General features: G+C 46.0%; 9 protein-coding genes. 2 read left to right on the top strand and 7 right to left on the bottom strand.

Annotated features, from left to right (window positions below; genetic code table 11):
• Positions 1-51: 51 nt before the first annotated feature.
• From KUL49_RS11020 to KUL49_RS11010, 3 genes are all read right to left on the bottom strand, one after another.
• Complete coding sequence (locus KUL49_RS11020) at positions 52-2475, bottom strand: TonB-dependent receptor domain-containing protein (protein WP_014948666.1); 2424 nt, start codon at positions 2473-2475, stop codon at positions 52-54.
• Positions 2476-2728: 253 nt separating this feature from the next.
• Positions 2729-4366, bottom strand: coding sequence for a SulP family inorganic anion transporter (locus tag KUL49_RS11015; RefSeq protein ID WP_014948665.1), 1638 nt, complete (start codon positions 4364-4366; stop codon positions 2729-2731).
• A gap of 11 nt (positions 4367-4377) precedes the next feature.
• On the bottom strand, positions 4378-5031 hold the full coding sequence (locus KUL49_RS11010) for a carbonic anhydrase (RefSeq protein ID WP_014948664.1): 654 nt from the start codon (positions 5029-5031) through the stop codon (positions 4378-4380).
• Between the two features lie 158 nt (positions 5032-5189).
• Between KUL49_RS11010 and KUL49_RS11005 the strand changes: the two genes are divergently transcribed.
• Positions 5190-6158 (top strand): hydrogen peroxide-inducible genes activator, encoded by a 969-nt coding sequence (locus KUL49_RS11005; RefSeq protein ID WP_014948663.1) that lies wholly within the window; start codon positions 5190-5192, stop codon positions 6156-6158.
• Positions 6159-6175: 17 nt separating this feature from the next.
• A complete protein-coding gene (locus tag KUL49_RS11000) occupies positions 6176-7063 on the top strand; it encodes a LysR family transcriptional regulator (RefSeq protein ID WP_131137302.1) in 888 nt (295 codons plus the stop codon).
• Between the two features lie 135 nt (positions 7064-7198).
• Here the strand turns inward: KUL49_RS11000 and KUL49_RS10995 are convergent, their stop codons facing one another.
• The 4 genes from KUL49_RS10995 to metH form a co-directional block, all read right to left on the bottom strand.
• On the bottom strand, positions 7199-9220 hold the full coding sequence (locus tag KUL49_RS10995; RefSeq protein WP_131137301.1) for a methyl-accepting chemotaxis protein: 2022 nt from the start codon (positions 9218-9220) through the stop codon (positions 7199-7201).
• A gap of 489 nt (positions 9221-9709) precedes the next feature.
• Positions 9710-9994, bottom strand: a complete 285-nt coding sequence (locus KUL49_RS10990) for a pyrimidine/purine nucleoside phosphorylase (RefSeq protein WP_014948660.1) — start codon at positions 9992-9994, stop codon at positions 9710-9712.
• Positions 9995-10073: 79 nt separating this feature from the next.
• On the bottom strand, positions 10074-10664 hold the full coding sequence (locus tag KUL49_RS10985; RefSeq protein WP_131137300.1) for a DUF938 domain-containing protein: 591 nt from the start codon (positions 10662-10664) through the stop codon (positions 10074-10076).
• 23 nt (positions 10665-10687) lie between these two features.
• Complete coding sequence (gene metH, locus KUL49_RS10980; RefSeq protein ID WP_131137299.1) at positions 10688-13312, bottom strand: methionine synthase; 2625 nt, start codon at positions 13310-13312, stop codon at positions 10688-10690.
• Positions 13313-13321 lie beyond the last annotated feature (9 nt).

Here is a 13321-nt window from a genome sequence, read left to right as displayed (position 1 = left end):
CTAAAAAATAACCTGCGACAGCACAATGCCGCCGCAGGCATGATATCACGATTAAAAGGTTAAGCGTGCGTTGACTGCAACAGCGCGAGGTGCGCCAATCCAAAATGCACCTGGTGCAATGGTAGACGCATAGTCTTCATCAAACAGGTTGTTTACTGTTAAACGCACTTCTAGCTCTTCAGCACCTGAACCAATGTTTTCGATAAAGCCGCCAATATAGAAGTCGCTAACGATATAGTCATCAACTTGTGCTGCATTATCAATATCCAGGTAGCGGCTATCAACGTACTTGGTAGACAGGCCTGCAAAGTAGTTATCGCGTGCCCAATCAAGGCTAATTACCGCCATAGTGTCAGGCGTACCGATAACCGTATTACCTTCAATAGCTACCAGTGACACTTCAGGGTTTTCAGGATCAGCGATGGCTGCCAGCGCATCGTCAAGTGTATCGTATTGCGTACCTGAACTACCTACCGTCGCAACATATTCTGACTCGCTTAAGGTAATAGAAGTGAACAACGAGAACTCTTCGGTTAGCATAATGTCTGCTGAAATTTCAAAACCGCTAGACTCAATACCGCCCACGTTTTTGTATCCACCCGCAGCCGCTTCAAGAAAGTCTATCCCCTCTGAGGTTTCGTTACTGGTAAATTGAATACGGTCGTTAAACTCAATATTGTAGTAGGTCACGCTGGCATTGAAACCAGGTGAAGAGTAGCGGAAACCTACGTCAATGTTGTCAGCGGTTTCTGGCTTTATAAAGCGAAGGTCAGTATCGTTGCGCTCTAGTTGTGCATCTTTGATTGCCGCAAAGTTCTCACCGTAACCTGCGAAAACTTCCACTCCTTCAATGGGTAAAGGTGCAACGATGCCGGCTGAGAATAAGGTATCTGAGTCAGTATTCACCGCTAAGTTGTTGGCTGAATCAAAGTTGTCCGTTTTCTCGATATCTACGTTAAACTTCTTGGCACCAGCGCGAATGCGGGCAAAGCCTAGATCAAGCTCATCTTCCACATAGTACATCAAGGTATCAACTGGGAAGGTTCTGTCGTACTGCACCCAGTAAGGCACGTTGTCATAATCGACGCTAATAGACGAGTTGGTAATTTTATGCCAATCGCGAGACTCGCCACGCTCATAGTCTTCCCACCAAATACCAAAACGTACGGTATTATCAAAATCACCAATTTTGGTGTACCAAACAGCATCAGCATTAATGCCAAAACGCTCTTTATCATAATGGGTGTGACGATATGAGCCCACGGGAATAGCGCCTTGCGCATGACAGCCTGGGTCATATTCTGCACCTGCACCACCATAAGGGAAGGTCAGTGAGCTTTGACACCCCTCAATAGGGCTTAGCTGGTTGCCTTGTCTATCAACAAAGTAGATTTGTCCCAGCTCCTCTCCACCGAATACTGTATTTCCAACAATAAGCTCTGAGTGCCCTTCTGCTCCGTCATCAGTGATATCAACAATATAGGGTGGAACCCATTCGCCGCGTCCTTCATTGTCGTGATAATACACGTTAGTCATAAAATCGACCTGGCCAATAGTAAAGTCAGCCTGTAAATAAGCGAAAAGGTTTTCGCGTAGGGTAGACCAACCTCGACGATACGCCTGATCTTGATAAGGCACGCCTGTCCACTCGTCAGTTAACTGGTCCCAATCTGGATTTTGCTCATATTGCGCCAGCCCGTATATGCGCTGGTAGTTATCTTCGTGGGTATCGTCGTAAGACAGGTAACCTGTAAGAGACACGTCGTTAACGGTAGAGATAAACTTCATGGCTAAATGATCACGGGTGTTCTCTGCTGCCTGCTGCATAAAGTCAGAACTTTCTTGACTTGAAAGGCTTATCCACGCGTAAGTATCTTTAAAGATTTCGCCTGTTTCGTAGCGTACATAGTATTTTGACGCATCAAATGAACCCGCAGTTACACTGGTTATTAAGCCCTGCTCCGCAGACGGGTTAATGGTGGTGAAATTCAGTGTGCCGCCCAAGGCTTCGTGTGAACGGGAAGCGATATCCGCCGTACCCTGAGAAACTTCAACGCCTTTTACGTTTTCGGTATCGATATAGCGATTCGCTTTCGCGCCACCACCGTAATTCGAGTTACCGTTGGCGATGCCATCTACCGTCATGCCAATTTGCTGCTCGTTTAGGTTTACTTGAAAGCCACGAATAACAATAGACGTTGACCAGTCATCAGCCCCAAAGGTATCACCTTCGTTAATAAGCACACCCGGCAGGTTATCAACCGCGGCTAGCACACTGCTAAGATTAGCCTGTTGTTTAAACATATCGTCGCTCGTTGCGTTATTCGCGTAAGAAACGCTTCGCCCAACAACGGTAATTTCTTCTATGCGCTCTTCGTCAGCACGCTCTGCTTCCTCTGCCCACGCCACTGTAGGTGTAGTCATAGACGAAAGTGCTGCAAGTACAGCTAACGAGAGTTTATTGTGTGTTTTCATGTGTTTCCCAAAGTAGTTGTGTAATGTTTACTCACTACTCTAGGGAGGAATTGTTACAGTAGCGTTAAGTTTAATTGAACAATCAATTAATAAAATATTTCCCATGTTTGTTTACTCAATGACATCCAAGTAAACACGCACCAGCTATAAACGGATCCAGAAATTTAGCAAAGAAATCTTTGCCTAACAGACACAAAAAAGCCCTCACTAAGGAGGGCCAAAAGGGAAAGGTTTATCTTACCTTGATATTACTTTACGACTGCGTTGCGGCTTGAAAACGGGTGTTTTTGCTTTCAGTCCCGGCTACTTGCTTTTCTGCGTAAAGCAAGGCGTCGTGTAGCGTGTCAAAGTTGGGGATACCTGGGTGCGCTTCGTTTACGCCCTCAAGCACCTTATTGACTTCTGCATTAGCACCACAAATAACCAGCTGACGACCTGCCGCTAGTGCATCTGAGGTAACAGTATCAACTGCCATCGCAGCAGAAACATCCATAAGTGGAACGCGCGAGAAATCTAAAATGGTGACTTTAGAACCCGGTTTCACACGCTCACGAACGTGGTGGCCCAAATCGGCAGCCGCACCAAAGCTTAGTGGTCCGCCAAAACTAAAGATTGATACTTTGTCTTTAAGAGATTCCAGAAGCTCATTTTCTTTAGGGTCGTTTAACGACTCAGGGATTTTCTTAAGCTCTTCAATTTGCAGCTGTGCGATTTGCTTAACGTAAGCTAATGCTGCGAATACCACGCCAACACCAACTGCTGTGATCAGATCTACAAATACCGTTAGCGCAAGCACCATAATCATTAGGCCGAAGTCCCAACGTGGGCCTTTGTGAGCGCGCTTCAAGTAGCTCCAGTCGATGATATCTAAGCCAACTTTAACCAAGATACCAGCAAGAACTGCGTGAGGAATTTGCGCCGCTAGCGGGCTAAGACCTAACACAATTGCTAGAAGAACTAGCGCGTGTACCATGCCTGATATGTTGTACTTACCACCGCTACGGATATTAACAACGGTACGCATCGTTGCGCCTGCACCTGCGATACCGCCGATAAGACCAGCAAATGTATTACCAATACCTTGGCCGATTAGCTCTTTGTTACTATCGTGACGGGTACGCGTCATGTTATCAGCAACAAGAGATGTAAGTAGACTATCGATGGCTCCCAGCACAGCTAGAATAAACGCGGCTTCAAGAATAAGCAGTGCTTTGCTTTGGTCAAATACTGGAAGGTGAAGGCTAGGTAAACCCGTCGGGATATCACCAAGAATTGGCACAGACAACGCTAAACTTACAAGCGTGCCAATGATAAGTGCAGCCAGTGCGCCAGGCACATACTTGCCTAATTGCGGTGGCCATTTGTAGGCAATAACCAAGGTACCAAGGCCTAACGCTAAGGTTGCAAAATCAATATCGGCAAGCGCGGTTGGCAAGTATGTCAATGCGCCGATTGTTCCGCCTGGAGGCTCATGGCCGAGCAAGCGGCCGATTTGAAGAATGATGATGATTGCACCGATGCCCGACATAAAGCCCGATATTACCGGGTAAGGCACCAGGCGAATGTATTGACCAACACCAAGGACACCAAAAACAATCTGGAATATACCGGCTAATATCACAGCTGTGAATATAAGGCTGGCGTCGCCTGATAGACTTGCGAACAAGCCTGCAAGAACAACAACCATAGGCCCCGTTGGACCAGAAATCTGTGCTGGTGTACCACCGAAAAGTGCGGCAAAGAAGCCAACCGCAATAGCACCGTACAGACCCGCCATTGGGCCTAAGCCTGACGCTACACCTAGTGCAAGCGCCAGTGGTAAGGCTACAATACCGGCTGTTAAACCGCCGGTAAAATCGCCTCGTAGGTTTGAAAGGTTAATTTTTACCATAGTTATAGACCTTATTCACCGCGAGCAAGTTGTGCTTCGGCAGTAGACTCGTCCATTACATCAAATTCACCAGACTCAGTGTTGTAGTAAAGCACTTCACCTGAACCAATGTTATAAACCCATCCGTGAAGTTTAACCTGACCTGTTGCAATTTTTGCAGCAACAGCAGGGTGAGTGCGAAGGTGCTGAATTTGCTGAACAACGTTCTCTTTCGTTACCGCTTCTAGGTCGTCAATAGAAAGGTCTGAATGGCCACAGCGCTCTTTAACAACTTCAGTTGCAACACGGCAATGACCTAGCCACTCTTTTACATGCGGAAGCGCACTTAAGCCTTCAGGGTTGATGGCGCCTTTCATCGCACCACAGTCAGTATGGCCACAAATAACAATGTGAGAAACGCCCAGTGCAGCAACTGCAAACTCAATAGACGCTGTCATGCCACCAGTTTGGTTGCTGTGAGGAGGTACGATGTTGCCCGCATTACGGCAGATAAATAGCTCACCCGGATCAGTTTGTGTTACTAAGTTCGGGTCGATACGTGAATCAGAGCACGTAATGAAAAGCACTTCAGGGTTCTGCCCAGTAGCTAGTTTTTGAAACGTAGCTTTTTTGTTTGGGTAAACTTCTTTCTGGAATTTGGCAACACCTGAGATAACGTGATCCATATATAACTCCCAATTTTTTAATAATTGTAATGATTATGTAATTACGCCAGTTTCACCTGATAGATTAATAGTTTAATATACTAACTCGCGATAGCTAAATACTATCACTGCTTACGTAACACTACCCATAAGCATAGTAAGAGAGAGCCATTTTCACCATGCAATTCAACGGAAAGACCCCGTCAATTAACCAAATCCGCTATTTTGTTGCAGTGGCTAAATACCTAAGCTTCAGGCAAGCAGCGGGAATACTGGGAATTAGTCAGCCTACTCTGACCAGTCAGATCAGTGCGCTAGAAAACCTCTTAGGGCTAACGCTTTTTGAACGATCACGCACAGGAACGCTGTTATCTCCCCAAGGTAAAGCCTTGCTTGATGCAGCGGAAGAGGTGCTGCAGGCCTCTCAACGGTTCAGCGAAATTGCACGAGACTTGTCCGAGGGTGAAGTTGTAACCTACCGGTTAGGGATACCGCCAACACTAGGGCCTTATTTACTTCCTTTTGTGCTACCAGATCTGCACAAACGGAAGCCCGGCTTACGCTTCTATGTTCGAGAAGGCGCCCCTAACGCATTGCAACACGGTCTACTGCGTGGTGAATATGACCTAATTCTTTCCCCACTTTCGGGCGAAAACTCTCAATTAATCACGCAACCACTCTTCAAAGAGCCTTTAAAATTCGTCACGCCTTCTGATCACAAATTGTCAGGAAAAGCCTATGTTAAGCCAGAAGAAATAAGCGGCGAGAAAGTGTTAACACTAGAAGACCGACATCACTTTCATCATCAAGTGCAGCGCATTTGCGATGAGATTGGGGCGGATTTACAGCGTGATTATGAGGGCACCAGCCTAGATACTTTGCGTCAAATGGTGGTAATGGGCATGGGTGTAGCCTTCCTACCCGGGCTTTATATTCATTCTGAGTTGCACAAGCCTGAAGCGTTACACGTGTGTGAGATTGCCGATATGCCTATTGAGCGTCAGCACTCATTAGCGTGGAGAAACACTGCGCCTGGACGAAAGACCTTTAGAGAAATATCAATTATCATAAAAGAGATAATTGAAACTCGCCTGTCGGACGCCGTGACTATAGTCAGTGCTGCCCCAAGCCCTCTTCAAAAACGTTAAACTGGTTGTAATTTATTATGATTGATAGACAACATTTACGAATAGTAAGAGCGATAGATGCTGAAGGCACGATGACAGAAGCGGCAAAATCGCTTTTTCTAACCCAGTCAGCGTTAAGCCACGCAATGAAAAAGTTGGAAGCCCATTTTGACGTACCGCTTTGGAAAAAAGACGGCAGAAGACTCACGCTGACTCAGGCGGGTCAGAGTGTATTGGGCTTAGCTCACCGAGTTTTACCCCAGTTTGAGCATACTGAAGCCCAATTACGCAGATTCGCCGATGGTAAACAGGGCATATTACGCATTGGGATGGAGTGCTACCCGTGTTTTGAATGGTTGCTCAAGGTAGTGGCGCCTTTTTTGAAAGCCTTTCCAGATGTTGATGTAGATGTACGCCGCGCGTTCTCTTTTGGCGGTTTACAAGCGCTTCACGGGTACGATATTGATATATTGCTCACGCCAGACCCTCTTTCACTTGAAACCATTACCTACACGCCAGTGTTCGAATATGAACAAGTGTTGGTAATGGATAAGCACCACCCTTTGGCAGAGAAACCATTTGTTACACCGAAAGACTTAAGCAATGAGACCCTTATCACCTACCCCGTAGAACTCAGTCGACTGGACGTATTCACGCATTTTCTTACTCCTGCCAATTGCACAGTGAGGCAACATAAAACGATTGAAACCACAGAGATCATCTTACAAATGGTAGCAGCGGGACGTGGTGTTACTGCGCTACCTAAATGGTTAATTGATGAATCAAAAGAAAGCGATCTCCTGACTTGTCGGTCGCTTGGTGAACAAGGCGTATCAAAAACGCTGTACTTGGGTCATAGAAAAGCGCAGGACGTATTGGGGTTTGTAGATGATTTCATTGCTCTCTCGCGAACGCACAAGCCATAGGTTTTCCAAACTGTATTTCGGAAACTTATGTCAAACTAGGGAATAAAATAATTCGCTTGCCAACAGTGTTGGCAAGCGAAAACGCTCTAATTAAAGACTATTGCGCATTATGCGCGGTTAACAGTATGAATGGCGCTAAATTTTAAACTGCCCCACCAATTCTTTTAAGTCACCAGAAACGGCACTTAACTGCGTAGCTTCCACAGCTAACTCTTCTGCATGCTGACTAGTTTTATCACTTAAACCAGTGATAGCTACGAGCGACTTATTAATATCTTGCGCCACCTCCGTTTGCTGCTCGGTCGCAAGTGCTATGTGAGTACTTTGCTCGTGAACCAAACCTATAGACTGGGTAATGTCTTTAAGCGTTTCGACCACTTTCTCTGTTTTATCGACACCAGATTGAGAACGGGTTTGTCCTTCCTGCATAACACTGTTGGTCTGCTCAGACATCGCCTGCAATCGCTCTACCATTTTTCGTATATCAGTCGTCGATTCTTGTGTACGACTTGCTAATGAGCGAACTTCATCTGCAACAACGGCAAAGCCGCGCCCCTGTTCACCGGCTCTCGCCGCTTCAATGGCTGCGTTTAATGCCAGCAAATTAGTTTGTTCAGCTATGCTGTTAATTACATCGACTACAGCACCGATGCTATCTGACTCTTTGCTCAATCCGCCTACAACTTCAACACCCTGACTGATGGCGTCAGCCAGCGCGCGAATTTCCCTCATGGCATCTTGCACTTGCTCACTGCCGGCTTGTACCAATTCATCTGCTTTAGTCGCAGCGTCACTGGACTGTGCCGCATTTTTTGAAATTTCAACGACGGTAGCAGCCATCTGCGTCACTGCCGTAGACACATTGTCCACCTGACTACGCTCTTGGTTAATTTCCTTGCTAGTCGCGTGACTCACATCTCGAAGGTGATCCGCTGCATCAGAAACAGCCTTAGTGTTGGCGGCAGTATCTTTCAGCAATGATCTTAGTTTATCGGTAAAGGTATTAAACTCTATGGCAAGCGCACCGATTTCGTCGTTGCTCTTAACTTCCAGACGCTTGGTTAAGTCGCCGTCGCCATGCGCTATTTCCGCCATTGCGTTGCGCATTTCGACCAAAGGCTGCGTGACTTTAGCACTCGCAAAATAAGTAATAAGCGCTATTAATCCAATAATCACAAAGGCGACGATAATTGCCGTAGTAATTGCATTATTTATAGGGCTATCAATGATGCTTGCAGGGATAAGAATGCCCAGCGACCAATTCATTTGTGGGTTAGTTAACTGAGCGTGCTCAAAAACCGCAACATAGTCTTCCCCCTTCCAGGTTACGTGCACAATACCAGATTCATTAGCCGCAATATTACTTGCCAACTTGCCAAACCCTTCAGTGCTATCAAACACGCTGTCAAAGTTGCGAATAGAGGAGCTTAGTGGCAACGCTTTGCTCTGTTTTGGAAAGTAAACAATGTTTTGGTTTTCATCGAGTAAAAAAGCCGTGCCTTGGTCTTCATAACGAATGGCATCTATGACCTTACCCACCGTGCTAATAAGAATATCGACACCGCCAACGCCTAGTAACGCTCCATTTTTGTATATCGGGGTTTGTACTACTGCAGATACGCTTCCATCTTGGGAATCGACAGCAGGAGGCGTTACATATAGCTTTCCTTTTTCTACGGCAGCAGTAAACCACGGACGCTTAGTTGCAAAGTAACCCGCGTTAGGATTGCCAGCATCAGGACCCGAAGTGTCGACGCCGACTCGGCCCTCTTCATAGAAGTATTCACCCGTCTTAGCTGAACCAAAGAACGCCGATTTAATAATGGGATCTTGGCTGCTGATGCCCTCAAATGTGGCATAGATATCTTCAGATTGAGTCAGTTGGCTTTCGGGCGCCCCTCGCATGTTATGGCGCGTAAAAAACTCTTGTAGAAAAGGACTACTTAGGAATGCTCTAGCAACACCGCCATAGGTTGCGAAGAAGCCTTCAACGTCATTAGCCTCACGTGCAACTAAGGATTTAAGCTCTTTTTCTACGCGACTGCGGGTGTTATCTGCAACGGTATTGACTAAGAAAAACGCCGTAATGAGTAACATCAAAGCTATGCTACCGCCAACGATAAGCATGAACTTTTTTTGGAGTGATATGGATTTCATTTGTACTTCTCATTGTTTACTAAACGCCACAACGTGTGAAAAGTGTATTCCAGCACTAGGGCCTGTTGACCTTTGTTGTACATTTTTTTCAGCGGTCTTTGTGCCATCTAGACAAGGCGGATGTTTGACGGTTTAGTGGTTCTAAGTCGAAAACATTCAACGCAGTATAGATGGCACAAAGGCGCTGCCCGAAGGGGTCGTTATGGAAGCCTTTTACTCTTTGTCACAGCCCTTTAACTTAGCCCACTAGGCTTGCAGGACTGTTTCGCGATTAAAAGGCCTCCATTTAGACCAAAATTCGTACATCAAAGGTCAACAGACCCTGATAATTCGCACACATTTCAGGTTTAGTTTTATTAGTATAAAAGCGCAAGTGAGCCGAGCTCGCTTGCACTTCTAATACTTTGAGATATACAGAGAAATTTTACAACCTCTGAAAGTCAATTCTACGAAAGTTTAAATACAGAGTGAATTGAACGGTTTTAAAAATTAGCTGTAAAAGCAAAGGTAAGCGGTAGGCGTAGACACTTTTACGTCAAAAGAAGCATCGGCGGGTACATTAAAGCTGGTGCCTGTAGCAAAAGATTGCCATTCGTCACTTCCCGGAAGCTTCACAACTAGCTCACCTTCAACCACTTTCATTAGCTCTTTTTGTGATGTAGAAAATGTGTATTCACCCGGCGACATCACGCCCGAGGTGCAGGGGCCGTTTGCAGATTCAAACCCAATCGAGCTCACTTTATTGTCGAAATAATGGTTTACTTTAAAGCTCATAGTTACTCCTTTGATGTGAGTGCTGACTTTCTTTGCTTTAACTGTTTTTAAAGCAAAGTGCTGCAGCCTTGATACTTCTTTAGCGTTTTTGCCAAATAAGCATATGGTTGTTGGCGGGCATGTCGATTATTTCTTGCAAGCTTAACTCGCCTGCCCAAGCAGTAAGCTCATTGATATCGCGATAGCCACCATAACCACGCGCTAAAAGCGAAGTATGGAAGGCTTGGTTACTTTCAGAAGTAAACTTACCACTATGTGTAAAAGGACCATACTGACAGAATACGCCCCCTTTGGGTAAGTGCAACGGTACTGATTCCATGAGTAGCTTCGCCTCTTCTTTTTGCATGATATGCGCGGTGTTTGCCGTAAAAATGCCGTCTATGTCGAGGTTGGGAAAGTCATCTTGCCCAACGGTGAATGCAATGGGAGGTTTCACATTCCGCGTATTTGAATCACTCAGCCACGCGGCAATGCCTTCGTGATAGTGTGGTTGGTCGCTTGTGTGCCAAATAAGATGGGGCAAATGCTCAGCCAAAAATACGGCGTGCTGACCTGTTCCACTCCCTATCTCTAATACCTGTCGGCAATTGGCAAATTTACGTTCAAGCACGCTCAAAATGGCGCGCTTGTTGTTCTCACAAGCCTGACTAAAAGGCTTTTCGATTTGCATACACGTTACCTGCCTAATCAGCATTAATCACTTAAGTTTGGACCCAACCACTTTTCAGCCTCTTCTAAGGTCCAGCCTTTACGTGTGGCGTAATCTTCTACTTGGTCGGCTTGAATTTTGGCGACAGCAAAGTATTTGGCATCAGGGTGAGCAAAATACCAACCCGATACTGACGCCCCCGGCCACATGGCGTAACTTTCCGTAAGCTTCATACCTGTATGCTGCTCTGCTGACAATAAATCCCAAATAAGCTGCTTTTCAGTATGCTCGGGACACGCGGCGTAGCCTGGTGCCGGTCGAATGCCTTGGTATTTTTCGCGAATAAGTTCTTCGTTACTTAGTGATTCGTCAGCGGCGTAACCCCAGTAATGCTTACGCACTTGCTCGTGCAGATATTCCGCAAACGCTTCGGCAAGCCTGTCTGCCACCGCTTTAACCATAATGCCGTTGTAGTCATCGCCAGTCTGAATATAGCTATCAGCAAGCTCGTCTTCACCTATACCGCCGGTGACGGCAAAAGCGCCCACATAATCATTTATGCCACTCGACTTTTCAGCTACAAAGTCTGCTAAACAATAATTAGCGAATTTGTCTTTTAGGGTTTGCTGACGCAAGTGATGGGCAACACCTTGAATCTGGTTTCTCGACTCATCGGTATAAATTTCAACATCGTCATTAACGCGGTTGGCCGGAAACAAGCCGATAACGCCTTTCGCCTGAAGGCTGTTCTCTTCGGTAATTTTATCCAGCATGGCGTTGGCGTCGTTAAACAGTGACTGTGCCTGCTCTCCCACCACCTCACCTTCAAGTATACGTGGATACTTGCCTGCCAAAGACCAGGTTAAGAAAAATGGCGTCCAATCAATGTAGTTGCGCAGCGTAGCCAAATCGGCGGTTACCGGTGTTACACCCAGGTTCGCAGGTTTTACTGGTAAAGTCGTAAAATCTGGCTTAAAAGCGTTTTCTCTGGCTTGAGCTAATGTCACCGGCTTGCTGCGCGGCTTTTTACGGGCGTGCTGTTCACGTACCGTATCGTATTCTTTTGCGAGTTCCTGCGCGTAAATATCGCGGGACGTTTTGTTTAGAAGGCGCTGACATACGCCTACTGCTCTACTAGCATTTGGAACATAGGCTACAGGCGCATGGTAGTTTTGTTCAATTTTTACCGCAGTGTGCGCTTTAGACGTAGTCGCCCCGCCAATAAGCAGCGGGATATCAAAGCCCTGACGCTCCATTTCTTTGGCAACGTGAACCATTTCATCTAGTGAAGGTGTAATAAGGCCAGACAGGCCTATCATATCAACGTTTTCATCTTTAGCGGTTTGTAAGATTGTCGCCGCGGGCACCATTACGCCAAGATCAATCACTTCAAAGTTATTACACTGAAGTACCACGCCAACAATATTTTTACCGATATCGTGAACATCGCCCTTTACCGTAGCGAGAAGAATTTTACCGTTGCTTTTCGCATCGTCTGACTTTTCTTCTTCAATGTATGGCTGTAAATGGGCTACCGCCTTTTTCATTACACGGGCCGATTTTACTACCTGAGGAAGAAACATTTTTCCTTCGCCAAACAAATCCCCTACTACGTTCATGCCGTCCATTAACGGCCCTTCAATAACATGTAACGGACGCTCAGCTTGTTGACGCGCTTCTTCAGTATCTTCAATGATGTAATCGGTAATGCCTTTAACAAGCGCATGCTCTAAGCGCTTATTCACTTCTTGCTCGCGCCAGGATAAATCTTCCTTTGCGGCCGCTTTACCGTCGCCTTGATAGTTCGGTGCAATATCGAGTAAGCGTTCAGTAGCATCACTTCTGCGGTTTAAAATTACGTCTTCAACCGCATCGCGCAATTCAGCGGGTATTTCGTCGTATACTTCTAGCTGACCTGCATTCACAATAGCCATATCCATACCGGCTCGAATAGCGTGATATAGGAATACCGAGTGCATAGCTTCGCGAACCGGATTGTTCCCTCTGAACGAGAATGAAATATTAGAAAGGCCACCAGAAATATGTGAGTACGGACAGGTTTTACGTATCTCGCGGGTCGCTTCAATAAAATCAACCGCGTAGTTATCGTGCTCTTCAATACCTGTCGCTACAGCAAAAATATTGGGGTCAAAGATAATATCTTCAGGAGGAAAGCCGACTTCTTCTGTCAGCAACTTGTAGCTACGCTGACAAATCTCAACTTTGCGGGCTTGTGTATCGGCCTGGCCGGTCTCGTCAAAGGCCATCACTACGGTTGCAGCACCATAGCGCTTTATTAGCTTGGCTTGGTTTAAGAAGATCTCTTCCCCTTCTTTTAAGCTAATAGAGTTAACAATCGCCTTGCCCTGCACACACTTAAGCCCTGCTTCGATGATCTCCCATTTAGACGAGTCGATCATAATGGGAACTCGGCTAATATCTGGCTCAGAGGCAATCAGGTTTAAAAAGGTGATCATGGCCTGCTTTGAATCAAGCATGGCCTCATCCATATTGATATCAATAATTTGAGCACCGTTTTCTACCTGCTGTCTTGCGACATCAAGTGCGGTTTCATAATCACCTTCAAGAATAAGACGTTTAAAGCGAGCAGAGCCTGTAACGTTGGTGCGCTCACCGATATTAATAAATGTAGAAAATTCTGCGCTCATTATGCCCTC

Source organism: Alteromonas sp. KUL17, from assembly GCF_006538305.1.
In the GTDB taxonomy this organism is placed as follows: domain Bacteria; phylum Pseudomonadota; class Gammaproteobacteria; order Enterobacterales; family Alteromonadaceae; genus Alteromonas; species Alteromonas macleodii.
Note: the sequence above shows the minus strand (reverse complement) of the source record. Positions and strands in the feature narration are given on the sequence as shown.